Raw genomic sequence first — 23,871 nt, 5'->3', positions numbered from 1 at the left:
GAGTCGATAGTCAGCTCCAAACCCATTCGTAAAAATCGTAGTTCCTGATTACTCAATCACTAAATCATAAACATTCACATTATAAATTTCCTTGTCCTTATCTTGATGCTTAGCTTCCACGGATCCTTCCGCTATTTTATCGCCTGTAGCTAAATCTGCTACAATTATCGGTGTCTGTGTATCACGATTAATAACGTCGTTGACAACATATAATTTATCATCTTTTATTTTAAATATTGGCCAACTCATTTGCATATCCATATCTGCTTTTGAGATTTCAACAGAATGCTTACTTTCAATCTCGCCACTTTCAAGATTGTAACCCATTATTTTCATACCTGCGTCAGTCACTTCGATAAAATAAAGCTTAGAATTATGGACATAAATCCCACCGGCCGTATCCTTGATTCGCTTCAAAGATTGCTCTGCTTCATCAGGTAATTCTACCTTTTTCTGTTCACTTGTTTCAAGATTATAGATCGAAATCTCACTTCCAATATATTCAGGATAATATTCTGAATGTAAATCTTCATCTGCTGGATCGACATCCTCCACGTATTGTATTTCAAACACTAGATATTCCTCTCCACCAAGTTCATCATAATCATTAATTAACCGTACATGATCCAACTTCCCATTCATTTTCTCTTTCTCTGTTTCGATAATCTCATCCTTCTCGAGTTTTTGCTCTATTAGATTGAAGTGATAAATATGCATCTCTCCATAACTAGATTCACTTTCCTGGATAGAATTATAAGTCGTCACCTTCATTACGTTCTCTACTAACCGTACATCCTCGATATACACATAATTATATTTATTCTTTTCTGGTACATCTAATGTAAATGAAGTCTTCTCATTCGTTTCTTTATCTAACACATCAATATCAAAGGAAAAATCATTTGCCTCACCACGGTGAAAATTGAACTTTACTTCTGCAGAAGCTAATGATGTCTCATCCTCATACAGTCCCAAAATATCTCCCTTTCCACGCATGAAGCTGCGATATTCTGCTTGAAGTTGTTTAATTTTCGGATTCGTGTAATTTCCAACGATAAGATCAATATAAGACAATTCTTCCTGATACTTGCTTCCTTCTGTACTAATCATTAAATCAGCCATTTGATAATTACTTAGCAGCGCAAGATTTTTAAATACTGTTTCGTCCCCGCTCTTTTTCGTAATGGTAAATTCCGGGTTCTCATTACCTGCAAAAGCTGCTTGAATAAAAAACGTTCCTAACGTTAAAACGATAACTACAATGACAGAAATAGACTTCCAATAACGCATTATTTTCTCTCCCTTCCTTTTACACGCTAACTTTCTTATTTAGTAAGAAACTGCTTATCAAAATGGACATAGCGATAACTAGCATTCCTAGAATAGTCTCAATTACGAGTAATTCCATTGGATAAAAGAAACTTGCTTGGAAACCAATCTCATAGATAAAAGGTGCCAGGAATACAACCGCCGCTATCACACAATAAACAATTCCGAGTAGAATGCCGCTCCAACGAAAGCTTCTTTCCATTAAAATAGCTGTAAACAGAACAAAAACAACCATGAAGCCAATCCCGTAATTAATAACAAATTGAATAAATGAGTCTGGAATCAAAATAAATAAATAATGAGAGTTATTGATAATCTCCCTAATGGTCATATCTGCTCTAAAGTCCATGGAAACATTCCACTTAAGCAGCATGCTTCCAATTGGCAATAAGATTAATTGAATGGATATTAAACCTAACACCATTAAAAATATTGCAGTAGCTTTTGATAATAGAACATTTAATCTTGCAGTTGGCAACATAAACAAACGATATATAAACGTGTTCTTTCCGACCCAATCACGGTACCAAATAAAGAAGATATAAAAGATTAATGCTGCAGCACATAATGCAATTGGTCCAGCAAACCAGAGAGTTTCCACAACTGCCGTCATATTCATCTTTCCGTATTGTTCAATAAACTGCTCCAATGGCATTGAATCTACGTAAATAACCTCATTTGCATTCGCTACATAGTTTTTTGCCACTACAATGACACCAATAAGCTGTGACAAAATCGTAATTCCGATCAGCACAAGGTAAATTTTCATAAACCTGCTGATTTCAAAGTTAACTAATTTCAAATAACTCTTCATCCTCGATAAACCTCCCTCATCACATCGACAACGGATTTCCCTTCGTCTTCGCGCATTTCTTCTGTACTAAATTCTTTTAAAACAATTCCATTATCAATTAAGACTACTTTATCAATTAGGTGCTCGATATCATTTATCTCATGTGTCGTAATAATTACACCTCTATCTTCCACTAAATGACTAGTAAAAACATCGGCAATCTGTTCTCTGCTAAATATATCTATTCCCGAAAATGGTTCATCCATCAACAGATAATCCACATCAAGTGCAAGACCGAGCAGTAAATTCACTTTCGCCGTGTTTCCTTTAGATAGACTTGAGATTTTTTCCTCTTGTTTCAATTTAAAGAAGCTCAACAATTCTGTTGCACGTGCCTGATTCCAGCTCTTGTAATAGTCCTGCATAAACTGCATTGCTTCCGCTATTGTCATACTCGGTATCATTGTTATTGCGTCGGGAATAAAGGTAATCTTTTCATACGTATCCTTGTTCAACTTCTTGCCATCGATTAGAATTTGCCCGCTATTCATCGGCGTTAAATTCATTATTCCCTTTAGTATCGTTGTTTTCCCAACACCATTGATACCAATCAGGCATGTTATCTCACCCTTATTCGCAGTAAAGGAAACGCCATTTAATATTTGCTTGCGGCCAAACCTTTTCTTCAATTCTTTTACTTCGATCATTCTTTATCCCCCCTATATTTCTCCTGGATTAATCCGACAACTTCATCGAGTGGAACATCGATTGGCCGAATCGCAGCAATAAAGGAATCAATTGCCTGCTCAATCAGTTCCTCCCTCACTTTGCCTAAAATTTTCTTATCCTTTGTGATTTTACTTGGGCTATTTCCCTCGGTATAAATCAATCCCTGTTCCTCCATTTCCTTATATGCTCGCTGCGCCGTATTCGGATTAATCTTTAGCTGGTTCGCCAATTCTCTTCTTGATGGAATTTCTTGCCCCGGTTCGAGGCTCCTCGTTGCAATTTGTTCCTTAAAATGCCGAATAACTTGGACATAAACAGGCTCGCGCTTATTTAAGTTCACGTTCATAGCAACGACTCCTTTCCTTCTCTTAGTTGCATTGTGTATCAGATGATTAATACACTAATTGTAAAAAAAACACTGTATTAACCCCTTAATACACTTAACACAAAAAAATGTGTATTAATGATGTGATACGCTTCTGAATGTATTATATGTTTAATACACTCTTTGTGTCAAGGGAATTTTTTTAAAGTTCATTTCGTATGGTTAGTTGTTTTAGATAAACTGCGAACTAAGTGTAGTGAAAAGTTGATTTCCGCTACGGACAGTTTCCCACCCATAGGGCGACGCAGTCTGCTCCATCGGAAGAAGACCACTTCCGATGGATCTTCAGCTGTTGCTTTGTCTCCTGTCCTCCGCAACAAGCAACGGCGATAAAAGAGGTAATATAGCCATATCTTATAAAGAAGATAACTGCACAATCCTCAGCGGAAGAAATACACAGAGACTCCTGCGGGAAGAAGAGCCTAGGTGAGACTTCGAAGTGCGCAAGCACGAGAAGGCTCACCAGCTCCCCTAAGGTGCGCATAGTGTATTTCTGGAGCGACTGGTCCGAGAGCCTTAGCCCATGATCACTAGTTCACACTTTACATCAACTACTCATTACATCTATTGCTTAGTGATAAGCAAATGATCAACCCTTATATGGTAGAATGAATATATTAATTTTTTTGAGGTGAAACCATTTTAATGAAACTAGTATCTTGGAATGTAAATGGAATTCGTGCATGTGTACGAAAGGGATTTTTAGATTATTTTCATGAAGTGGATGCAGATATATTTTGTATTCAAGAATCAAAATTACAAGCTGGTCAAATCGAGTTGGATTTGGAAGGCTATTATCAATATTGGAATTATGCCGAACGAAAGGGATATTCTGGCACTGCTGTCTTTACAAAAAAGAAGCCTCTTTCAGTAAAGTATGGTGTTGGCATTGAAGAAACGCAGGATGAGGGACGTATTATAACGCTGGAATATGAAGATTTCTATTTAGTAAATGTTTATACCCCCAACGCGAAACGTGATTTAACAAGACTCGGTTATCGTTTGGAATGGGAGGATGCACTCGCTCTCTACCTAAAAGAATTGGATGCAATTAAACCAATCATTTATTGCGGAGATTTGAATGTTGCACATCAAGAAATTGATATAAAAAATTATAAATCAAACTACGGAAACTCTGGGTTCACTCCAGAAGAACGTGGGAAAATGACAAAGTTATTGGAATCAGGATTCGTCGACAGTTTACGCTATTTTTATCCAGATAAGAAAGATATATATACATGGTGGTCTTATATGAAGACCATTCGTGAACGAAATATCGGCTGGCGCATTGATTATTTTATTGTTTCGGAAAGACTAACAAATCGTTTAATTGATTCGCAAGTACATTCACAGATTCTCGGCAGCGATCATTGCCCAATTATGCTTGAAATAGATTGATTGAATGTGAGCAGTTGTTCATACTCCATTCATATTCCTCTAAGTAATATATATTACTTAGAGGAATAAATGGAGCGTTTGAAGGCGAATGTTCATCCCTCAAGAATTGATTCAGCAGCTTCATTGAGCTTTTCAAGATTAAGTGGGGTAATCCTTTCGTCATTTAATTTATATTCCTGCTTTAATTCAATGATTCGACGTACGCTCTCATCAATTCGTTCCTCGGAAATTTCTCCATTTTCTACCGCTTCTTTAATCGCATTAAAAGCCGAGACGATATTTTGGTACTCGTGTGCAATCATGATAATATCATTTCCTGCCTTCACCGCTTCAACCGATGCAGAACCAATTTCATAATGATCGGTAATCCCCTCCATTGTCATATCATCGGTTATAATAACCCCATGATAATGCAGCTGTTCACGCAGCAGTCCTGTTACCACTTCTTTAGACATCGAGGATGGATAATCGGGATCTAGTTCTGGTAATAAAATATGTGCAGTCATGATGACGTCTGCCCCGTTTTTTATTGCATATTCGAATGGAACTAATTCAAGCTCCTTAAGATCATCAAGACTTTTGTCGACAATTGGTAATTCTAAATGAGAATCAACAGACGTATCACCATGCCCAGGGAAATGTTTAATAACCGGAATTACCTGCTGCGACTGAAGCCCCTTCATTGTTAACGTTCCAAGCTCACTCACAATATCAGCATCATCACTAAACGATCGTTCGCCAATTATTGGATTATCTGGATTACTATTTACATCTAATACCGGAGCGAAATTAAGATTGAAACCATATGCTTGAAGCTGCCATGCAAGTAATTCACCAATCTCAAACGCAGACTCTGAATCATTTTGTGCCCCAATCTCGTTAGCTTTAGGAGGAGAAACTAAATCTCCTGGCAGTCTAGAAATATCTCCCCCTTCTTGATCAGTACCAATAAACATCGGAAATGTATTTCCGCTGTTTTCCTTACGTAATTGATTGATTAAATCCACTGTCTGCTTAGGATTTCCCATATTATCTGCGTATAAAATAATTCCGCCAATCTTATATTCTGTTATTAAACTTTTCGTTTCAGCTGACATCGACGTACCAGAAATTCCGCCAAAAAGCATTTGTCCAATCTTATCATCCAAGCTCATATTTTTTATTTTCTCATTAAGTACTAATAGATTGATATCAGCTAAAGTAACGAGTGAAATATGATGAATAAATGGGTTGGGATTATCATCGGTGGGAATGGGGAAAACTAGCTTCAATTGAAAATTCTTGTTCACATCATAAATAAGGATAATCTGATCAAATGCATCGTCTCGGTAATAACGAATATCATCGGCTTCCCCCTTCGTCTGCTCGATATCATTAAGAGAGATATCCGAAAGTACTTTTTCGTCGTATGAACGTAAATCAACAATCCGATCTTGTTGATACCCAATATGGACATGCTTGGATGGGTATTCAGAATAGTCCTTGCCTTCTGCTTCAATTGTAGTTTCTGGCTCCTCCCATTTGGACGTTACTTCCTGCACTGTTGCTTCGCCAAGAATGAAAGGCACCATAGGGATTTTTCCTTTTTCAGCCTGTGCAAAGATTTTAATAATTTTATTTTCGACGGTCTTTTTCGTATGACCCGGTTCGGGTAGTACATAATCATAATTCATCTCAGCTTGTTCATTATCATTGATACTCCCCTCGTCGTCATTTGTTATTAATTGGTCACCAATTATAAAAATAAGGACTATCGGTATAATAACGTACAATATTTTCTTTACCATATTAAATTCCTCCATTATCCGTCTTAAGCCAGAACTATCTATATGTATAAGTCATCTGGAAAACGAGAAATATGTCTAATACTTAAGGTTCGCTTTTTCAACATTTGCTATGTATCATTAATTATATAGGGAAATTAGTTAACTAAACAGGAGGGGCTTAAATTGAAACGAATTGTACCGCATATTCGAATCGAAAATTGTAAAGAAGAGGTCACTTATTATCAGCAAGTATTCGGCGGGGAAATTAAAAATACGCAGTTAGCTGATGGCATTGACATGTTCAAAGGCCATGAAGGCAAATATATTCACGCCGAATTGCATATTAATGAACATTGTATTTTATACTTTGCAGATATACTCGGTAGCGAACCTGCTAAAGATAGCAACCTATTACTTGGTCCAGATCTTGAAAGTGAAGAAGAAATCACCCAAGTTTACAATACTCTTGCAGCAGATGGCGAAGTAAAGATGGAATTACAGGATACCTTCTGGGGTGCCAAACATGCAATTGTAAAAGATAGAAACGGAATATCCTGGGAGCTAAATTATACCAAATAGTTATTTTATTATCTACAATTGGATATCTTTTTTTAAAATACCACATTCAAAACTGTGGATAGCAAAATTTTATCCACAGTTTATTTGAATTAATCATCGGACCTTTTTATAGTGAGATAATATTAAGGCTATTAATGCTTCAACTTCTGGAAATAATCGATAATTCCTAACGAACTAACCTGCATATCTAAATTTATTAAAATATATACTTCGTGATCATCATCAATTCCTTGTTCTCGTAATGTTTCTCGGATACGCCCCATTAGCCTTACTGCGAGCTCATCATAGCCCTTCCCCTCAGCTATTACTTGTTCTCCTTCTTCAACAAAGATAGGAAGCCATTTGGAAACCTGCTGCAATGCCTCCTCAACGTTCTCTGTCATCCCAAAATGTCCAAAATAGATTCGATCAAGATTCAGTTCGCGGACCCGCTTGATCGATTTTTCCATTGCATTTGGATCAAAATGATTTGGGGACGTCGATGGCAAGAAGAAGTCAATGCCATTTCTATTTAATTGTGCATAGCGAACTCCTACCGTATCACCGGTAAACATTCCATTACTTATTGGATCAAAGATACTGAAGTGATGTTTCGCATGTCCAGGAGTATCATAAAATTTCAGTGTACAGCTTGGTCCTATATTTAGCGAATCGCCTTCCGTTTTTGTTATTATTTTTTCCTCTGGAACGGGAATAATAGGATCAAATAATTCAGCAAAGCTATCTCCATAAACCGCTCTTGCTCCTGCTGCTAATTTCCTTGGATCGATAAGATGTCTCTCCCCTCTAGGGTGTACGACAACTTTTGCATTCGGGCACTCTTGCAGCAGTAACCCAGCCCCACCAGCATGGTCTAGATGGATATGCGTTACAATTATATATCTTACATCTTCTAGTGAAAGTCCTAGTGCTGCTAGTCCATTTTTAACATGTTTAATCGATGGACTCGGTCCAGTTTCAATTAATGTCAATGCCTCTTCTTGAATTACGTATGTACCTGTTCGCCCTGCTACCCCTAAATCATGTCCGTCAATTAAGGAGATGCGACTGTCAATTTGAATCTGTTCATATTCCCCCATCAAAATCCCTCCGTCATTATTTTTCTCCATCGTAGCATATTTTTTCTATCTTATCTAAAAAAAATATTAAGTTTAATTCATGCATAACAAAACCGATACGGCTCAAACTAACCATGACTTATCAAAGGAGGGAATTCATTTGCAAAATCAACAGCAAAACCAACAATTTCAAGGTTCTTCACAGATGCCAGCAAATTTTAGCCATGGTGGACACGAGCTTTTTGATGTTCATGAAGCAATGGGTGGCTTAATTGGTGCTCTTGAACATTATTTCCTGTATGAACCGCATATTCAGGATCCAGAGTTAAAAACAATGCTTGGTCAGCATAAAAGTTATTTAACACAGACATATAATACGATTGTAGAAACGTTAAAAACCGGTAGCGAGCCTGCGGTTAAAACGCAAACCTATAATATGACTGCAAGTAATAATACCCTTTATGGAATGCAGCCTTCCCAGCCTAAGACACCTGCACAATCTGCTAATGAGATAAATGATCAATGTATCTCAGGATTTTGGATGGGACATTTAAAAGCATCTTCATCGGCTTTTACAATGACAGCATTAGAAACATCGAATCCTGTTTTGCGAAGAGTATTTGCTGATAGCGTCCCTAATTTAATTGAAATGGCGTTTGAAGTATATTTATACCAGAACAAGCATCACTATTATCAAGTGCCACAATTAAAACAAGAAGATATGCAAAACTATATTAACGGCTTCGCACCAGTACAAGGTACAATGCCACATTAATATTATTCCAAAGGAGTCCTAAATAATGGGCTCCTTTAATTTTGCAGGGAGTGCAAAGGCTGTCATCTTAAAACATAGTGATATTCAGTTTTTAAGAAGAAAACGAATCTTTATAATCAGTTATCCGTAATAGGATTAATATAGTCGAAAGGATGAGGAGAAATGAACAATCATGAAATTGATTACAAACTATATGGGGACGACATGCAGTTTGTCGAAGTAGAGCTTGATCCACAGGAAACAGTAATTGCTGAAGCAGGAAGCTTAATGATGATGGATGACGAGATTCGCATGGAAACAATTTTTGGCGATGGTTCTAGCAAGGATCAAGGTGGATTAATGGGCAAATTAATCGGTGCCGGGAAACGAGTAATCACTGGTGAAAGCTTATTTATGACAACCTTTACTAATCAAGGCGTCGGTAAAAAACATGTGTCTTTTGCCTCACCATATCCTGGGAAAATTATCCCAATGGATCTTAGTGAAATAAACGGAAAACTGATTTGTCAAAAGGATTCATTTCTCGCTGCTGCTAAGGGGGTTACAGTTGGTATTGAGTTTCAGCGCAAAATTGGCACAGGCTTCTTTGGCGGTGAAGGCTTTATAATGCAGAAGCTTGAAGGGGATGGCTTAGCCTTTGTTCATGCAGGTGGTACGATTCATAAAAGAGAACTTCAGCCTGGCGAAACATTACGCGTAGATACCGGCTGTCTTGTAGCAATGACAGGTGACGTTGATTATAATATTGAGTTCGTCGGAGGTGTGAAGACCGCATTATTTGGTGGAGAAGGATTATTCTTCGCAACATTACGCGGCCCCGGAACTGTTTGGATTCAATCCCTTCCATTCAGCAGGCTTGCTAGCAGAGTATTTGCCGCTGCACCTGGAAGGGGTGGTTCGAAGGATGAGGGCAGTATTGCCGGAGGTCTATTCGATATTTTTGGTGGAGACAGAAGCAGATAAGGTTAATTACCAGTTAATGGCGTGCTGTTCTAGGTAATAGTGGACTATTTTTTGCACATACTATCCATGAAAATCCTATACAAAGAGGTGGATGGCATGGGTAGAGATGACCATAATAAATCAAAGAATAACTTCTTAGCACAGACACCGAAACAGCAACTGGTAACCGATGGAATTGACGTAGAATTCTCTGAGGAATTTGCTGATGAACATGACAAAGTAGCACAAGCAAGAAGTAAAGCTGCGGATCAACGTGTAAAAGGAAAAAATCCTAAGTTGTGACGCTTTTCTTTTGATTATCAGGGATGAAATTCTATCTCTTGAACGTTGGCTTTCATCTGAATCACCTTATCGTCATAGAACAAGTTTTTGTTTTATCCCTTTGGCTAGATTTTCATTTAGATAAAGTGCGGCCTATCAAAATGCTAGGTCGCTCTTTATCCTTTACAGTTAATCCCCATGTATTTGACATACATACAGGAGATGCATTACATTAGATTTAACAACGCATAAAAGGGATTGATCATTAATGAGCAATAAAAATGTGGATGAATATCTAACAGATGGTATGTATGGTACACGACTTCCTAAAGATGATGAGCGCAAACAATTTTTAGGAACCCTCCGCGAACGAATTGTTATTGCTTTAACAATTGGACAAGTAATGACCGACAAAGGACTCGGGAAATTAGAAGAAGCAATGAAGGATAATACCCAGGCCAAGCTATTAATCAATGGTCATGTTTCATATAAATTTTTAAAAGAAGAAAAAGCATTAGCAGATAAATATCACATTCCTTATACAACAATTACAGATGAAGAAAATAATACAGATATTGGTGCTGTCTTAACTTATGATTATGCGATTGATAAAGAGGAAATTTTTGTCAAGGAAGAAATTGAACCAGAAGAACCACTGGAAGAAAAATCTTCTTTTTTCGCTAAATTGAAGCATTGGTTCGGATCAGCTGAAAAATAATTTTAGCTATTCCCCTGTCACAGTTTGGGAAATTTTTGTTTAATGTTAGGCAACATCATAATCTTGGGGGGATATTCATGCAAAAAGAATTATATAAATTAGAAGTTGCTGGCGTAACTAGAGAATTGCCAATTATTCAAATTGCAGAGAATTTAAAAATAGCGAGTTTTGTAATTTTAGGAGATGTCGAAATTGTCGAAGCTGCTTCCGTTCAATTGGCCAAGAAATTAGCGGACGTCGATATTCTCGTTACTGCTGAGGCAAAAGGAATTCCTTTGGTATATGAACTAGCAAAACAATTACATATGAAGCATTATGTTGTTGCACAAAAAAGTGTAAAACCTTATATGGATAACCCGTTAATCAATGAAGTTGTCTCGATTACGACTCAAAAGAAACAACTATTATGCCTAGATACAGAAGATGTTGCATTAATTAAAGGAAAACGAGTTGCCATCATTGATGACGTAATTAGCACAGGAGAATCGATTAAAGCGCTAGAAGATTTAGTTGAACAAGCCGGCGGAAATGTTGTTGCGAGAGCTGCCATTTTAGCTGAAGGTGACGCTGCGTTACATGATAATATTATTTTTTTAGAGAACTTACCGATCTTTAGAGATTAAATTACGGCATCTCAGCACCCCCCTATTCATATTTACTGGAAAAATAGGAATAATAATATATGGAGGTGGCCGTTATGAGTAAGCCCTATCGTTGTCCTAATTGCAAAACAAATAGTTCGCGATTTAATGTAATCGAGCAAGTAGCTACACCAGTTAAATTGGATTCCCAAACTGGTGAGGTTATCAATGAATATAAAGATGGGAATGTCGAGGTTTTTCATAATCTATATCATGGACCAAAGTACAGAATCCAATGTGCATCATGTGGACTTGTCGAGGATGAGCACACATTCATTCAGTTCGCATCGTATAGTAGTAAATAAATGTTATAGAAATTAAAGCATCGCTCTAGTTTGTGGGCGGTGTTTTTTTATTATATTTGAGTACCAATTAATAATTTACGTGATCAATCAACGTATAATTGACAGTTAAATGCACTTACCGGTTAAGATAATCGAAATTTCTCTCTGCCTCTGGTACACTTAATATATCAAATGATGGAGGGATCTTATGCGACTCAAAGATAAAAAAGTAATTGCTCTTGTTGAGCATGATTTTGAAGATTTAGAGCTTTGGTATCCTGTACTGCGCTTGCGCGAAGAAGGTGCGCAAGTAGATTTAGTTGGAAAAGAAGCAAATTATAAATATATTGGTAAATATGGCGTACCTGCAGAATCGGCTTATGCTTTCACTGACATTAATGCTGCTGATTATGACGCTATCCTCGTCCCAGGCGGATGGGCACCCGATAAATTACGACGCTATCCTGAAGTGTTGAGCTTTGTTCGCGAAATGGATGCAGCGAAGAAGCCAATCGGACAAATTTGTCATGCTGGATGGGTACTTATTTCAGCAGATATATTACAAGGAAAGAAAGTAACAAGCACACCTGGAATCAAGGACGACATGACAAACGCAGGTTCAACATGGTCCGACGAAGCAGTTGTTGTTGACGGTCATATTATTTCTAGTCGCCGCCCGCCTGATTTACCACCATATGTAAAAGCATTTGCAGACGTATTAGCAGAACAGTAAGATTGACAAATTCTACGTAGATTACGTAGAATTTGTTTTTCTTTGGGTGCCTGTCACTCCCCGAAGTTTGTCGAATATCAGTGAGAGGTTGATATCACTATTCATATAACACATCACCATTTCTTAATTAGCATCTATAAAAGAAAGGAGAATAAACTTGAAAATTGTCTCTATTGAACCAACTCCCAGCCCACATTCTATGAAAATTAATGTGAATGAAGCCTTACCAGCCGGTGAGAATTTTAACTATAAACATGACGATGATTTGGTAAATGCACCTGATTATGTAAAGAGCCTATTCGAAGTTGAAGGTGTCAAAAACTTCTATCGAGTTGTCGATTTCATTGCGCTAGCACGAAACCCAAAGATTTCATGGGAGGAAATTTTACCAGCTGTTCGTAAAATCCTTGGCAGTGAAGAAGACGAGGAAAGCCTAATTATGCAGGCTGTTCATAAAACGAACGATGCTTTTGGAGAAATAAAAATTTTTATTCAATATTTCCGCGATATTCCTATGCAAATTAAATTAGAAGACGGCAGTGAAGAAAAACGCCTTGGACTTCCTGAAAGATTTACAAATGCAATTTTAGCGGCTTCTCCCTCTTCGCCAAATGTTATCCTAGACCGAAAATGGGTCGAACAGCATCCGAGATATGGATCCATGGAGGAAATCAGCAATGATGTTGTTGAGGAAATAAGTGCAAGCTATGATCAAGAACGATTAGATAAACTTGTAGAACTGGCGTTCAAGGCTGGAGATTCTGCGGAAATAAAAGAAGTTAGAAAGAAAAATCAAGTTTCAGTTGAGGAACTAGATAATTCAGATTGGAAAGTGCGTTTCGCTGCACTTGACCGCCTTATTCCCAGCTATGAAGATTTGCCATTACTAGAAAAAGCATTAGATGATGAAAAGGCGTCGATTCGCAGACTTGCTACTGCATATCTTGGTATGATTGAAGAGCCAGAGGTTCTGCCTTATTTATATAAAGCACTGAATGATAAAGCAATTAATGTCCGTCGAACTGCTGGTGATTGTATCTCAGATCTTGGATTTAAAGAAGCAATGCCACAGATGATTGCAACTTTAAAAGATCCAAGCAGGATTGTCCGCTGGCGAGCAGCGATGTTTTTATATGAAGTTGGCGATGGGTCTGCAATTCCGGCCCTCGAAGCTGCAAATGACGATCCAGAATTCGAAGTACGCATGCAAATAAAAATGGCACTAGAACGAATCAAGGGTGGAGAAGATGCCAAAGGCTCTGTCTGGCATCAAATGACTCAAGCAACGAAAAAAAGCTAACATGAGCACAGGCTCGGTTAGCTTTTTTTGATACAAAGATACTTATGGTTGGCTGCATCCTCGTGCTCATGTGATTTATTTCTCCTCTTGACTTTGCCTTACTTTACCAATTCCTATATAAAGAATGAAGGCAGATAAGAAAGTAACGCTCTTTCTTATCTGCCCATTCTATTTGCCTGTAGAATTTTTATATCCCCAGACCTTGCCTTAAGTATGATAGGATTTTCTCCTGAGCCAATAATTCCTTCCAATCTATCTTTAGCTTGTCTCTCTAATTGCAATGGTAGATTTGTCTCTATCTTCCCAGATTTTGTTCTCGCCTCGATTGTTGCATTTAACTGTTCTGAGGAGAGTTCAACTGTTATGTCCCCACTGCTCGTTTCGATATCATATACTGCCTCGTTCACTGCGGAGAATGCTACGTCTCCAGAACTGGATACTGCTTTCACATTTCCTGTAAAGCTTCGAACGTCAATTATGCCTGAGGATGTTCTTACACTTGTTTCTTCCACCATCAAATGGTCTGCTGCTATATCACCTGAGTTAGCGCGGAGAGAAGCCTTGTCGACGATTATTTTCTCCAATTCTATTTCTCCTGAAGATGTTTCTATTTCAAGAGATTTCCCATGGAGATTCTTTACAACAACATCTCCTGAACTAGCAGACCCGTGAATAACATCGCTAGAAATATTTTTTAATTTTGCTTCACCTGAAGAGGTTTCAAAGGAAAGTTTCTCCACCTCGCTGTCCTTCAAAGATAAATCTCCTGAGGATGCGATGATTTGGGCTTGTTTTGACAAAATACGAATAGCTTCAATATCCCCAGAACCTGTCCGCATTGAAATTGATTCGGTAATAATGTTCGAAATTTCGACATCACCTGAACCTGTTCGAATTTCCCAGTTATATGCAATCGCCTTTGGTAGAGTTAGTTGCAAACGAGCACTCGAGAAATTAATTGAAAATAAACCTTGGTTTCGGTTCCGTTCTTTAACCTTAACTTCAAAACGTCCATCCTCAATCTCCGTTTCTAAAGCAGGCCCGTCTACATATGTTTCAAAATATAGCGCAATCCCTGACTCTTCATGAGTTAAAACTTCGACATCCGTTAGACCTGTAGAAATTCCAATATAATGCAACTTATCTATATCAAATGTGTCTTCCTCGATTATTGGTGGCGCCGAACGTTTCAATAAATTTTTCATAAGGTTCACTCCACTTTCTATTATCAATATAATATCTTCATTTTAGCGAAGCATTGATAAGCTTAGGAACCGGCCCACGGTTCGATTTCTTCTACGTCCAGAGATGGAGGTCTTAATTAAAGCTATTACTTAATCCGCTATCCTTTTTCTGTGTACTTAAACTAACAGAAACGTAGGCTATGAATGCTAGTACAATCGATGCTACAACAGAGTGCATCCCGAATGGTTGTGGATAATACGTCTCAAAGATAAAGTAAAACACAATCCCTACAACACTCGAAGCAATCGAACCATACTTATTCCCTTTACTCCAGTATAGTCCACCAATAATTGGCCAAATAAATGCTGCTTCTAAACCGCCCATAGAAAACAAATTTAACCAAATAATTAAATCAGGAGGATTCAGTGACATTAATACAACAATAACTCCTAAAATGGTTGTCACACTCATACTTAAACGTCTTATCCCCGATTCAGAAACTTTTGGGTTAATATAATTGATATAAACATCTTTTACAACCGTCGAGCTGACTAAGATCAGTAATGCATTTACTGTAGACATGATTGCCGCCATCGGTGCTGCTAATACAATCCCAGCAAGCCAAGGTGGCAGCACCTCCATAGAAATCAGTGGCATTACGGTATCCCCTACTTCAATCCCAGGTAATATTGGTCTAGCGAATACACCAATTAAATGCATATTTAGCATAATAAAGCCGACAACAAAGGTACTAATTACAATTGCGCGATGAAGTGATCGAGAATTCTTGTAAGACATCGCACGTACAGCAATTTGGGGAAGTGCTACAACCCCTACTCCGACGAGAACCCAAAAGGACGATACATATTGCGGTGTCAAATCTGCGTTCGCACCAAATGGTGTAATTAAGTTTTGGTTCTCAGCTGCTAAATCTGAAATAATTGCAGGAACCCCTCCACCTGCAATTATTACCCCGACTAATAAGATTAGCGTACCAATAAACATGACACTACCTTGAATCGTATCGGTAATTGCAACCGCACGAAAGCCACCAATAATAACATAGATTAAAACAGATGCTGTAAAAATAAACAAAGCTGTTATGTAAGGAAGACCAGTTAACGATTGAATTAAACGTCCCCCGCCAATCCACTGCGCAGACATTGCAGAGAAAAGGAAAATTATAATACTTATTGAGGATAGAATAACTACCCATTTTGATTGATAGCGCTCCTTCAAGAAGTCAACAATCGTAACTGCATTATATTTACGAGTAATGATGGCAAACTTTTTTCCTAAGATCATTAATACAAAGTATCCCGTTGCAACCTGTGTCATCGAAAGCAGGACCCATCCGAGACCTTGATTATAGGCCGCCCCTGGGCCACTGAGGAAACTGCTGGCACTGCCATATGTAGACACTAGCGTCATTGCAAGGACAAATCCGCCTAAGCTTCGACCACCTAAAAAATATTCTTGTAAAAAGGAATCACTCGATTTAACATGCCTCGCAGCCCAAATGCCAACGAAAAATACGATAACTAAAAATAATAGTAAAGGTAAAATTACTTGCCAATTCATTTATCTTCATTCTCCTCATCTTCACCGAATGGGACATCCACGAAAAAAAACTTTACAGCAATGAAAACCAGGATAATCATTACGATAAACCCAACCACACAGCTATAGAAAAACCAGTTTGGCAACCCAAACGTATAAGAATATTCACTAGGATCTTGTCCGCCTAGTCCATATGCAAATCCAAACCACCAAATAAAATTAAAAATAACTAATCCAATACCAATTAAAGCCTCACGATTCGCTATTTTAAAACGATAATCATTTTTATCGATATCTTCTTTCTTCAATGTCATTCCCCCCCTTATAAAGCCATTCTATAGAACGCCCCAATATTTTTTACATAGTATTAATTATAGCAAGTAGGAGATAAATGTACATTATTACTGACTTTTTTATTATGCGAATGGAAATTTTTTATTACTCAGATATTCCAGTCTCTTAATGTTGTTTAGAGCTTTGTTACCTATTTATTATACTTTCTGTTAATATATGAATTAAAACCATTGAAGTAATACTCTTTTGAGTATATAATGAATAGTTACAAGGGGCATTAGCTCAGCTGGGAGAGTGCTTGCATGGCATGCAAGAGGTCAGGGGTTCGATCCCCCTATGCTCCATTAATAAAAGGCGCTTAATCCATAAGGGATTAAGCGCCTTTTCATTTTAGAAATTTGCTTTTTTAAAGTAAATAATAAGTTTCTTTTAATACATCTTTATCACCAGCCAACGTCCTATTGTCGCTAGCACTTGCGTAATCATGAACATTCATCAATTTCTCGTATATTCCGTCTATCTGATTAGCAATGGTTGTCCAGTTGAAAACATTTCGCGCACGTTCAGCTGCCTCCTTACCAAGGCTTTTTGCCAAGAAATTATCACGAGAAAGTAATTTCATCGCTTCAGATAGTTTTACAGAATCCTTTGGTCTAATATGCAGCCCAGAAATGCCATCTGCAACTACATCATTCAGTCCACCTACAGCAGAGGCGATTACTGGTGTTCCACATGCTTGTGCTTCTGCAGCAACCATTCCAAATGATTCATAATAGGAAGGAACAATAACTGCGGTCGAATTATTGAATAGCTCTGCAAGTTCCTCCTGCGTTTTTGGACCTAGAAAATCAACTTTATCCTCTATTCCACTAACTGTTTTTCTTAGTTCATCATTAACTGGCAATTTGGTTACAGGATCAAAATCACTTTCGTCTCCTCCTGCAATAATCAACCTTCCTTTATTATTAAATTGTTTGTTGTATAACCTAAATGCTTCAAGTAATGTAAAAATCCCTTTTGTTTTCTCCAGACGTCCCGCAAATGAGAAAGTTTTGGTAATATGACGTCTTTTCTTTTCATATGGATGGAATACACTGTCAACACCAATTGCAGCAACTGCAACATCTGCTTTTGGATTAGCAAAATTCTCGATTAGTTGTTTTTCATTTTCAGTTGTAGCAATAACTTTGTCTGCTCTTCTAAGAATAGCCTTTTCCGCCTCCATACGCTTTGTTTCCACTTTCCCCGTAGCCTTCTTCTTGGCAGCTGCCAGTGAATGGGATGTGTGAACAATTGGTATGTTATAGCTTCTCTTTACAAATAGAGCTAACAAACCTGACAGCCAGTAGTGGGAATGAATAATGTCATATGTGTGGAGTTGTACTGTATCTTTTAACTCTTGAAAGAATTTGGGGAGAAGATGATACATTTCACTTTTAGCAATGTAGCCTTTGTGGCCTGCAGCGATTCGAAATACTCGGCAGTTCTTTCCGAATACTTCAGTACGAGGGGCTTCTGGGTTACTCCAATGGGTAACTACATCTACATTCACCCCTCTTTTATCAAGAGCCAGAGCAAGCTGTCTTACATAATTATTTTGTCCACCTGACTGTTTACCGCCTAGCTTAGCAAGTGGATCTCCATGATCAGAGATGAATAGTATTTTCTTTCCCATGATGTCGTCCTCTCCTTATTCCTAAAATTTAGTAATTGGTTATTACTCTTTTCCCTCCTATCCTCTTAAATAAACATTAGCAATCGAAACTCTCTATTTAGAAGACGCGTAATCTATTAACTGGTACTATATTTCTACACATATTATATTTTGAATTTTCGGGTGACAATTTCTATCATTTCTGATATGCTTAATTTGTAAGCGATAATTTAATACATATTACTGCTAGGGGAGCCCAAAACTGTGTGGGCTGAGAGGGAAGCATGTATACACTTTCCGACTCTTATGGACCTGATCTGGTTAATACCAGCGGAGGGAAGTAGTCGGATGTTCGATCATATAATGTCCACCTATTCTCAGCTTATCAAGCCAGGTCCAATAAGGATCTGGCTTTTTTGGTCCCTAGTTTAGTATTGGGAGGTATGGAATGAATCGAACTCGTTTGATAACAACGATGGCTGTGCTTACTGCACTTGGAACAATCACAGCTCAACTCGTATGGTTTCCAGCGGGAATTGCCAGAGCATATCCGATGCAACATGCAATCAATGTTGCAGCAGCTGTTACGCTAGGACCAGGACCAGCAGTTATCATTGCATTTTTAATTAGTTTGTTTCGTAATATGCTTGGGCTGGGAACACTATTAGCTTTTCCAGGAAGTATGGTCGGAGCATTTTTTGCAGGTTATCTCTATCGTAAATCGGGGAGGAATGGCTTAGCGGCTGCTATCGGTGAAGGAGTTGGCAGTGGCATTGTTGGCGCACTTTTATCTGTACCGCTTGCTTATCTATTTATGGGAAGTTCCGTTGGCGCGCTTGCCTTTATCCCACCATTTCTCGTAAGCAGTACAACAGGAGCCATCATCGGCTGGTTTATCGTATCCAGGATTAAAACTGTAAACGTAATACGAAATTGATTTATTTTCTGAATCTAGGCTGGCGATAGTTTCTATTAGTAATGCTTAGCTCATTAGGAACTAGTCAATCAGTAGTCTATGTGTGGTCCACAGCGGAAGAAATACAAGCTGACTCCTACAGGAAGGGCCTAGGTGAGACTTCAAAGTGCGACAGCAAAAGAAGGCTTACCAGCCCCCGCGGAAAGCACAGTGTATTTCTGGAGCGACCGCTGCCTAAGAGAAAGCTCTCAACTAAGTTAGTTGTGCACTTTATCTGAATAGCAAAATACAATATGAAATGAATCTTTAATTTATGAAACTACTAGGGGCGCGAATTGTGCTGAGATAAGGAATACTCCTTTGTCCCTTGGAACCTGATCTGGGTAATTCCAGCGAAGGGAAGTAGTCGGGGACATGTTTACCTACTTCCTTCTACCTTCTTTTATTCCCCCTAGTAGCTTCCTAACTAAAAAAACAAGGAGGCTTTCCCATGACATTCACAGATGATCTAAAAAAAGAAAACGAGGATATTTTTCAAATGATTTTTGATCATCCTTTTGTTCAAGGAATTGGCAAAGGAGAACTACCAAAGGAAGCGGTGGAGCACTATATTAAAGCAGACTTTGAATTTCTAAATGCCTTTATTCAAGTTTATAGTCTTGCACTTTCGAAATCTGTTAATCGGGAAGACATGGCTTATTTCCATGAACAGATCCAGTTTACACTGTACGATGAAGTAAAGCCGCATCTAAATTTTTCTGAGTATATCGGGGTTCGTTTTGAGGATCTTCAAGGACACCCGCTTCCCCCTTCTGGAGATCATTACATTAAACATATGCTATATCATGCAAATATGGGCACTTTAGCAGAAACCCTTGGTGCGCTCCTGCCATGTCCATGGACTTATTTGGAAATTGGTCAGAAGTTAATAAACAAGTATCAGCCAACAAAGGAGCATCCTTTCTATAAATGGATGCACTTTTATGCGGAGTCCGGAAAAGAGACCGAGGAAATGCGAAAACGCTTGGATGTCCTTGCTGCCAACTCCCCAGTAGATGAGCAAAATCGGATTAAAGATGCATTCCGTAAAAGCTGTCAGCTTGAGTTAGCATTTTGGGAAATGTCGTTAACATGTGAGACATGGTCTGGAGAATTGGCGGTGATTAAATAATGATGTCCGTCAACACAGCACTAACTATTGCTGGAACAGATCCAAGCGGCGGGGCTGGGATTCAAGCAGATTTGAAAACATTTCAGGAATTAGAAAGCTATGGCATGTCTGTCATTACATCAGTAGTTGCCCAAAATACGACAGGTGTACAAGCGATTCACCATATCCCGCTTAAAATGATTGAGCAGCAGCTTGATGCTGTTATTTCCGATATGCCCATTCATGCAGTTAAGACTGGGATGATTGCAAGTATTGAAATGATGAAATTAATTGCTGAAAAAACCCCAAAAACCGATGCACCATATGTGATGGATCCTGTGATGGTTGCAACAAGCGGGGATACATTAATGGAAGCAAATGCTCGTAATTTTTTGCGTGAGCAGTTGCTTCCTTTAACAGCTTTAGTTACCCCGAATATTCCAGAAGCGGAGTTTTTAATTGGAGAACAGATTGAAACAGTTGAGGATATGATGCAGGCTGCAGCATTAATTGTGGATACATTCGGTGCAGGTGCCGCATTAGTAAAAGGTGGGCATATGACAGGAGATGCCATCGATTTTCTCTATGATGGCAACAAAATTCATACCTTTTCATCAGAAAGAATTGATACGAAGAATACGCATGGAACAGGCTGTACATACTCCGCTGCTATTACTGCCTATTTGAGTAAAGGTTTTTCATTATACGATGCAGTGAAGAAGGCGAAGCATTTTGTTACAGCAGCGATTGCAAACTCCTTTTCCCTTGGTTCAGGTCATGGTCCAACGAATCACTGGGCAACGAGAGCAGAGAAGGTGAGGCTATGAAGGCGAATATTATCAAGAAAGTACGGGAGAAAACCCCACTTATACACCATTTGACGAATCAAGTTGTAATGAATTTCACTGCGAACGGGTTATTATCCTTTGGTGGGGCACCTGTTATGGCAAAGGCAGAAGAAGAGGCCTGGGATATGGCCTCAGCTGCAGATGGCGTTCTAATTAATATTGGTACTGTAAGAGAAGATGAGGTAAAAGCAATGATCCTTGCTGGCAAAGCAGCAAATGAAAGAGACATCCCTGTCGTAGTAGATCCAGTTGGTGTTGCAGCGACAGCCTTTCGAACTGAAGTTGTCAAACGAATTTTGGCAGAAGTAAAGCCTACTGCAATTAAAGGCAATGCTGGTGAGCTTGCACATCTTGTAAACATTCCTTGGCAAACAAAAGGGGTGGAATCGATTGGTGATGGCAATACACAGGAAATTGCGCAAAAAGTTGCGGAGATTTACAGTACTATTTCGGTCGTTACAGGAAAAACCGATTTTATTTGTACTGGTAATCAAATGATTCAAAGTAATACAGGTCATCCCATTCTAGAGAAAGTAACCGGTGCCGGATGTTTACTTGGTTCAATTTTAACTGCTTGTTTAACAACAGATGACTCCATTGAAGAACAGGCATTAACAGCTGTTCAGTTTTATGGATTAGCTGCCGAATACACTGCATCACATAAGCAGGTTCATAGATCAGGGACTTTCATTCCAAGATTTATTGATGCTCTTTCATTAGACGTGAAAGAACTGGAAAGGAGAATATAAATGCCTTTTCCTATCAAGCAAAGCTTACGTAAATACTTTATTATGGGGAGTCAGAACTGCAAACGGAATCCAGTCGAAATACTTGCTGAAGCGACCGAGGCTGGAATTACTGCATTTCAATTTCGTGAAAAAGGAGATGGCTGCCTAGCTGGCGAAGCGAGATTGGAGCTCGGCAAACAGCTCCGTGCAATTTGTAAAAGATCCGATATTCCTTTTATCGTAAATGATGATGTTGAACTTGCAAATATATTAGATGCAGATGGAATTCATGTTGGACAAGATGATTTACCAGTAGAAACACTGCGTAAGATTTTTCCTGACAAATGGATTGGACTTTCTGTATCGAATGCATGCGAGCTGGCAAATAGTCCAATTGATTTGGTTGATTATATTGGTGCAGGACCAATTTTCAATACAACTACAAAGCTGGATGCGAAGACGACTGTTGGTTTAGAATGGATTACAACTTTAAGAAAACAATTTCCGGAGCTTCCCATTGTTGGAATTGGTGGAATCTCAATTGAAAATGCCACTTCTGTGATCAAAGCAGGAGCAGATGGTGTCTCGGTAATCTCTGCAATAACAGCAGCATCCGATATTAAAGAAGCTATTAAATTATTATAATTCAAAAGGGGCAATACACATATAGTATTGCCCCATTATACTCATCTTGCAAACTGTGATAGATAAATTCCTCTTGCAATCTCCACTTCATGATATCTTGCAAACCCAAATTCTTCGTAAAGGGTAATTGCGGGAACATTTTTTGAACCTGTACTGACGAGAATTTTCCTGCCAGTAGCTCGCTGGATTAGCTCTAATAATAGCGACCTTGCAATACCTTGTCTGAAATATTCCGGATCGACAACAAGACGGCAAATATCTACTTCTGATTTTGTTTCTTCATACGAAATAAACCCTACTAGTTGATGCTCAAGAAAAAACCCTTTGAAGTTTTCCTTTGAAGCCATCACCGTTTCGACTGTATCTTTCAACTGCGGAATACCATGGAATCCAATTAAATCTGCTTCTATTTCATATGCAGGGACTTGAATTGCTAGGATTTCTTCCGCAATTTGTTGATCTTTATTGTTTAACGTTTTAATCATTTGTTAACTCTCCTAGATGTGTATCCAGTAAGAATGGTTATTTCTCAGGTGCTAGCCCATTCATCAAAAATTGAATTGTTCTATCGAGCTCTGCTTCCTCATCCCATTGCGCTTCGCCAATTATTAGCAGTTTGGTGATGACATGCCCAAAAACAGTTGAAACAATGATACGAATCGCAGAATCTATTGGCATTTGGCGTATTTGCCCTTTTTCTTGATAATGCTCGATACTTTCCCGGGCACGTACAACCATGTCATTACTAATATGTTCAATAAATTGCTCCTTCAGTTCTGGATGGAAAGGTATTTCTTGAATTAATACGCGAAACATTGTCGTATTTTCGACTACAAATTTGATCCGATTATCAATAAATTCACGAATGAAGTCTTCAAACCTTTCAAAGTTTTTATCGAATATTTTATTTATATCTTTTTTTATCATCGGTGCAACTACTTTAATCATTGGTGAAATGACGGATAGTAGCAGCCCCTTCTTTGATTTAAAATGCTTAAAGATGGTTCCTTCAGCCACATCTGCCTTTTTCGCAATTTCGCTGGTTGAAGTACCTGCAAATCCTTGCTCAGCAAATAATTCAGTTGCAGCATCAAGGATTGCCTTTTGTTTTTCTGTTAATTTTAATTCATTATTCGACATCTTAGACCGCCTCTTATCTCTATTCAATCTAATTATATA

The 23,871-nt window shown here is 38.3% G+C and carries 27 protein-coding genes, 1 tRNA gene and 2 riboswitches; of the genes, 16 read left to right on the top strand and 12 right to left on the bottom strand.

Annotated features, from left to right (window positions below; translation table 11 throughout):
* Positions 1–48: 48 nt before the first annotated feature.
* From CUC15_RS02550 to CUC15_RS02535, 4 genes are read right to left on the bottom strand one after another with little or no spacing between them, the layout of a single operon-like run.
* Complete coding sequence (locus CUC15_RS02550) at positions 49–1,290, bottom strand: hypothetical protein (RefSeq protein WP_114915220.1); 1,242 nt, start codon at positions 1,288–1,290, stop codon at positions 49–51.
* Positions 1,291–1,309: 19 nt separating this feature from the next.
* Entirely contained in the window at positions 1,310–2,143 is an 834-nt protein-coding gene (locus CUC15_RS02545) for a hypothetical protein (RefSeq protein ID WP_114915219.1), read from the bottom strand.
* Complete coding sequence (locus CUC15_RS02540; RefSeq protein WP_114915218.1) at positions 2,140–2,829, bottom strand: ABC transporter ATP-binding protein; 690 nt, start codon at positions 2,827–2,829, stop codon at positions 2,140–2,142. Before CUC15_RS02540 ends, CUC15_RS02545 begins: the two co-directional genes overlap by 4 nt.
* A complete protein-coding gene (locus CUC15_RS02535) occupies positions 2,826–3,197 on the bottom strand; it encodes a GntR family transcriptional regulator (RefSeq protein ID WP_114915217.1) in 372 nt (123 codons plus the stop codon). Before CUC15_RS02535 ends, CUC15_RS02540 begins: the two co-directional genes overlap by 4 nt.
* A gap of 684 nt (positions 3,198–3,881) precedes the next feature.
* Between CUC15_RS02535 and CUC15_RS02530 the strand changes: the two genes are divergently transcribed.
* Positions 3,882–4,634 carry an exodeoxyribonuclease III gene (locus CUC15_RS02530; protein ID WP_114915216.1) on the top strand — a complete coding sequence of 251 codons (753 nt, stop codon included), beginning with the start codon at positions 3,882–3,884 and terminating at the stop codon, positions 4,632–4,634.
* Positions 4,635–4,726: 92 nt separating this feature from the next.
* Here CUC15_RS02530 and nagZ read toward each other — a convergent pair whose 3' ends face one another.
* Complete coding sequence (gene nagZ / locus CUC15_RS02525) at positions 4,727–6,421, bottom strand: beta-N-acetylhexosaminidase (RefSeq protein ID WP_242985932.1); 1,695 nt, start codon at positions 6,419–6,421, stop codon at positions 4,727–4,729.
* Positions 6,422–6,583: 162 nt separating this feature from the next.
* Here nagZ and CUC15_RS02520 point away from each other — a divergent pair, with 162 nt between their 5' ends.
* On the top strand, positions 6,584–6,979 hold the full coding sequence (locus CUC15_RS02520; RefSeq protein ID WP_114915214.1) for a VOC family protein: 396 nt from the start codon (positions 6,584–6,586) through the stop codon (positions 6,977–6,979).
* 131 nt (positions 6,980–7,110) lie between these two features.
* On the opposite strand, the gene CUC15_RS02515 is transcribed toward CUC15_RS02520, so the two are convergent.
* On the bottom strand, positions 7,111–8,058 hold the full coding sequence (locus tag CUC15_RS02515; protein WP_114915213.1) for an MBL fold metallo-hydrolase: 948 nt from the start codon (positions 8,056–8,058) through the stop codon (positions 7,111–7,113).
* 139 nt (positions 8,059–8,197) lie between these two features.
* Here CUC15_RS02515 and CUC15_RS02510 point away from each other — a divergent pair, with 139 nt between their 5' ends.
* The 8 genes from CUC15_RS02510 to CUC15_RS02475 all read left to right on the top strand — a co-directional run bounded on the left by CUC15_RS02510 (position 8,198) and on the right by CUC15_RS02475 (position 13,712).
* On the top strand, positions 8,198–8,812 hold the full coding sequence (locus CUC15_RS02510) for a spore coat protein (protein ID WP_114915212.1): 615 nt from the start codon (positions 8,198–8,200) through the stop codon (positions 8,810–8,812).
* Positions 8,813–8,974: 162 nt separating this feature from the next.
* Positions 8,975–9,775: a TIGR00266 family protein gene (locus CUC15_RS02505; RefSeq protein ID WP_114915211.1), complete on the top strand. Its 801-nt coding sequence runs from the start codon at positions 8,975–8,977 to the stop codon at positions 9,773–9,775.
* Positions 9,776–9,871: 96 nt separating this feature from the next.
* Entirely contained in the window at positions 9,872–10,057 is a 186-nt protein-coding gene (locus CUC15_RS02500) for a YfhD family protein (RefSeq protein ID WP_114915210.1), read from the top strand.
* Between the two features lie 247 nt (positions 10,058–10,304).
* On the top strand, positions 10,305–10,754 hold the full coding sequence (locus tag CUC15_RS02495) for a YueI family protein (protein ID WP_114915209.1): 450 nt from the start codon (positions 10,305–10,307) through the stop codon (positions 10,752–10,754).
* Positions 10,755–10,831: 77 nt separating this feature from the next.
* Positions 10,832–11,377, top strand: a complete 546-nt coding sequence (locus CUC15_RS02490; protein ID WP_114915208.1) for a phosphoribosyltransferase family protein — start codon at positions 10,832–10,834, stop codon at positions 11,375–11,377.
* A gap of 74 nt (positions 11,378–11,451) precedes the next feature.
* Complete coding sequence (locus CUC15_RS02485) at positions 11,452–11,700, top strand: DNA alkylation repair protein (RefSeq protein ID WP_114915207.1); 249 nt, start codon at positions 11,452–11,454, stop codon at positions 11,698–11,700.
* Positions 11,701–11,887: 187 nt separating this feature from the next.
* Positions 11,888–12,412: a type 1 glutamine amidotransferase domain-containing protein gene (locus CUC15_RS02480; protein ID WP_114915206.1), complete on the top strand. Its 525-nt coding sequence runs from the start codon at positions 11,888–11,890 to the stop codon at positions 12,410–12,412.
* A gap of 157 nt (positions 12,413–12,569) precedes the next feature.
* Positions 12,570–13,712 carry a conserved virulence factor C family protein gene (locus CUC15_RS02475; RefSeq protein WP_114915205.1) on the top strand — a complete coding sequence of 381 codons (1,143 nt, stop codon included), beginning with the start codon at positions 12,570–12,572 and terminating at the stop codon, positions 13,710–13,712.
* A 155-nt stretch (positions 13,713–13,867) separates the two neighbouring features.
* On the opposite strand, the gene CUC15_RS02470 is transcribed toward CUC15_RS02475, so the two are convergent.
* From CUC15_RS02470 to CUC15_RS02460, 3 genes are all read right to left on the bottom strand, one after another.
* Entirely contained in the window at positions 13,868–14,917 is a 1,050-nt protein-coding gene (locus CUC15_RS02470; RefSeq protein WP_114915204.1) for a DUF4097 family beta strand repeat-containing protein, read from the bottom strand.
* 112 nt (positions 14,918–15,029) lie between these two features.
* Positions 15,030–16,478: a sodium/pantothenate symporter gene (gene panF / locus CUC15_RS02465; protein WP_114915203.1), complete on the bottom strand. Its 1,449-nt coding sequence runs from the start codon at positions 16,476–16,478 to the stop codon at positions 15,030–15,032.
* The gene (locus CUC15_RS02460) at positions 16,475–16,771 is read right to left on the bottom strand and encodes a YhdT family protein (RefSeq protein WP_114915202.1); all 297 of its coding nucleotides are present in this window, start codon (positions 16,769–16,771) and stop codon (positions 16,475–16,477) included. The genes panF and CUC15_RS02460 overlap by 4 nt, the downstream gene beginning before the upstream one ends.
* 251 nt (positions 16,772–17,022) lie before the next feature.
* Between CUC15_RS02460 and CUC15_RS02455 the strand changes: the two genes are divergently transcribed.
* Positions 17,023–17,095: transfer RNA gene (locus tag CUC15_RS02455), tRNA-Ala, on the top strand.
* A 62-nt stretch (positions 17,096–17,157) separates the two neighbouring features.
* Here the strand turns inward: CUC15_RS02455 and CUC15_RS02450 are convergent.
* Positions 17,158–18,426 carry a glycosyltransferase gene (locus CUC15_RS02450; protein ID WP_114915201.1) on the bottom strand — a complete coding sequence of 423 codons (1,269 nt, stop codon included), beginning with the start codon at positions 18,424–18,426 and terminating at the stop codon, positions 17,158–17,160.
* Positions 18,427–18,643: 217 nt separating this feature from the next.
* Positions 18,644–18,761, top strand: a riboswitch (TPP riboswitch).
* A gap of 92 nt (positions 18,762–18,853) precedes the next feature.
* On the opposite strand from CUC15_RS02450, the gene thiW reads away from it, so the two are divergent.
* The 5 genes from thiW (at position 18,854) to thiE (ending at position 22,692) form a co-directional block, all read left to right on the top strand.
* Positions 18,854–19,342, top strand: a complete 489-nt coding sequence (gene thiW, locus CUC15_RS02445) for an energy coupling factor transporter S component ThiW (protein ID WP_114915200.1) — start codon at positions 18,854–18,856, stop codon at positions 19,340–19,342.
* 293 nt (positions 19,343–19,635) lie between these two features.
* Positions 19,636–19,739, top strand: a riboswitch (TPP riboswitch).
* Positions 19,740–19,811: 72 nt separating this feature from the next.
* The gene (gene tenA / locus CUC15_RS02440; protein WP_114915199.1) at positions 19,812–20,492 is read left to right on the top strand and encodes a thiaminase II; all 681 of its coding nucleotides are present in this window, start codon (positions 19,812–19,814) and stop codon (positions 20,490–20,492) included.
* Entirely contained in the window at positions 20,492–21,298 is an 807-nt protein-coding gene (gene thiD / locus CUC15_RS02435; RefSeq protein WP_114915198.1) for a bifunctional hydroxymethylpyrimidine kinase/phosphomethylpyrimidine kinase, read from the top strand. Before tenA ends, thiD begins: the two co-directional genes overlap by 1 nt.
* Positions 21,295–22,068, top strand: a complete 774-nt coding sequence (thiM, locus tag CUC15_RS02430; protein WP_114915197.1) for a hydroxyethylthiazole kinase — start codon at positions 21,295–21,297, stop codon at positions 22,066–22,068. Before thiD ends, thiM begins: the two co-directional genes overlap by 4 nt.
* A complete protein-coding gene (gene thiE / locus CUC15_RS02425) occupies positions 22,069–22,692 on the top strand; it encodes a thiamine phosphate synthase (RefSeq protein WP_114915196.1) in 624 nt (207 codons plus the stop codon).
* A 41-nt stretch (positions 22,693–22,733) separates the two neighbouring features.
* Here thiE and CUC15_RS02420 read toward each other — a convergent pair whose 3' ends face one another.
* Positions 22,734–23,177 carry a GNAT family N-acetyltransferase gene (locus CUC15_RS02420; RefSeq protein ID WP_114915195.1) on the bottom strand — a complete coding sequence of 148 codons (444 nt, stop codon included), beginning with the start codon at positions 23,175–23,177 and terminating at the stop codon, positions 22,734–22,736.
* A gap of 37 nt (positions 23,178–23,214) precedes the next feature.
* Positions 23,215–23,832 carry a TetR/AcrR family transcriptional regulator gene (locus tag CUC15_RS02415; RefSeq protein WP_114915194.1) on the bottom strand — a complete coding sequence of 206 codons (618 nt, stop codon included), beginning with the start codon at positions 23,830–23,832 and terminating at the stop codon, positions 23,215–23,217.
* Positions 23,833–23,871: the final 39 nt, after the last annotated feature.

Source organism: Oceanobacillus zhaokaii, assembly GCF_003352005.1.
GTDB classification, from domain to species: Bacteria; Bacillota; Bacilli; order Bacillales; family Amphibacillaceae; genus Oceanobacillus; species Oceanobacillus zhaokaii.
The sequence above is the reverse complement of the archived record's forward strand: the minus strand, read 5'-3'. Positions and strand labels throughout refer to the sequence as shown.

Coding starts and splice junctions, on each gene's coding strand:
- CUC15_RS02550 (WP_114915220.1), bottom strand. CDS start 1,290: ATGCGTTATTGGAAGTCTATTTCTGTCATTGTAGTTATCGTTTTAACG.
- CUC15_RS02490 (WP_114915208.1), top strand. CDS start 10,832: ATGCAAAAAGAATTATATAAATTAGAAGTTGCTGGCGTAACTAGAGAA.
- CUC15_RS02500 (WP_114915210.1), top strand. CDS start 9,872: ATGGGTAGAGATGACCATAATAAATCAAAGAATAACTTCTTAGCACAG.
- thiM (WP_114915197.1), top strand. CDS start 21,295: ATGAAGGCGAATATTATCAAGAAAGTACGGGAGAAAACCCCACTTATA.
- CUC15_RS02545 (WP_114915219.1), bottom strand. CDS start 2,143: ATGAAGAGTTATTTGAAATTAGTTAACTTTGAAATCAGCAGGTTTATG.
- CUC15_RS02485 (WP_114915207.1), top strand. CDS start 11,452: ATGAGTAAGCCCTATCGTTGTCCTAATTGCAAAACAAATAGTTCGCGA.
- thiE (WP_114915196.1), top strand. CDS start 22,069: ATGCCTTTTCCTATCAAGCAAAGCTTACGTAAATACTTTATTATGGGG.
- CUC15_RS02530 (WP_114915216.1), top strand. CDS start 3,882: ATGAAACTAGTATCTTGGAATGTAAATGGAATTCGTGCATGTGTACGA.
- CUC15_RS02505 (WP_114915211.1), top strand. CDS start 8,975: ATGAACAATCATGAAATTGATTACAAACTATATGGGGACGACATGCAG.
- CUC15_RS02515 (WP_114915213.1), bottom strand. CDS start 8,058: ATGGGGGAATATGAACAGATTCAAATTGACAGTCGCATCTCCTTAATT.
- CUC15_RS02460 (WP_114915202.1), bottom strand. CDS start 16,771: ATGACATTGAAGAAAGAAGATATCGATAAAAATGATTATCGTTTTAAA.
- CUC15_RS02480 (WP_114915206.1), top strand. CDS start 11,888: ATGCGACTCAAAGATAAAAAAGTAATTGCTCTTGTTGAGCATGATTTT.
- tenA (WP_114915199.1), top strand. CDS start 19,812: ATGACATTCACAGATGATCTAAAAAAAGAAAACGAGGATATTTTTCAA.
- thiD (WP_114915198.1), top strand. CDS start 20,492: ATGATGTCCGTCAACACAGCACTAACTATTGCTGGAACAGATCCAAGC.
- CUC15_RS02540 (WP_114915218.1), bottom strand. CDS start 2,829: ATGATCGAAGTAAAAGAATTGAAGAAAAGGTTTGGCCGCAAGCAAATA.
- CUC15_RS02535 (WP_114915217.1), bottom strand. CDS start 3,197: ATGAACGTGAACTTAAATAAGCGCGAGCCTGTTTATGTCCAAGTTATT.
- CUC15_RS02450 (WP_114915201.1), bottom strand. CDS start 18,426: ATGGGAAAGAAAATACTATTCATCTCTGATCATGGAGATCCACTTGCT.
- CUC15_RS02495 (WP_114915209.1), top strand. CDS start 10,305: ATGAGCAATAAAAATGTGGATGAATATCTAACAGATGGTATGTATGGT.
- thiW (WP_114915200.1), top strand. CDS start 18,854: ATGAATCGAACTCGTTTGATAACAACGATGGCTGTGCTTACTGCACTT.
- CUC15_RS02470 (WP_114915204.1), bottom strand. CDS start 14,917: ATGAAAAATTTATTGAAACGTTCGGCGCCACCAATAATCGAGGAAGAC.
- CUC15_RS02415 (WP_114915194.1), bottom strand. CDS start 23,832: ATGTCGAATAATGAATTAAAATTAACAGAAAAACAAAAGGCAATCCTT.
- panF (WP_114915203.1), bottom strand. CDS start 16,478: ATGAATTGGCAAGTAATTTTACCTTTACTATTATTTTTAGTTATCGTA.
- nagZ (WP_242985932.1), bottom strand. CDS start 6,421: ATGGTAAAGAAAATATTGTACGTTATTATACCGATAGTCCTTATTTTT.
- CUC15_RS02420 (WP_114915195.1), bottom strand. CDS start 23,177: ATGATTAAAACGTTAAACAATAAAGATCAACAAATTGCGGAAGAAATC.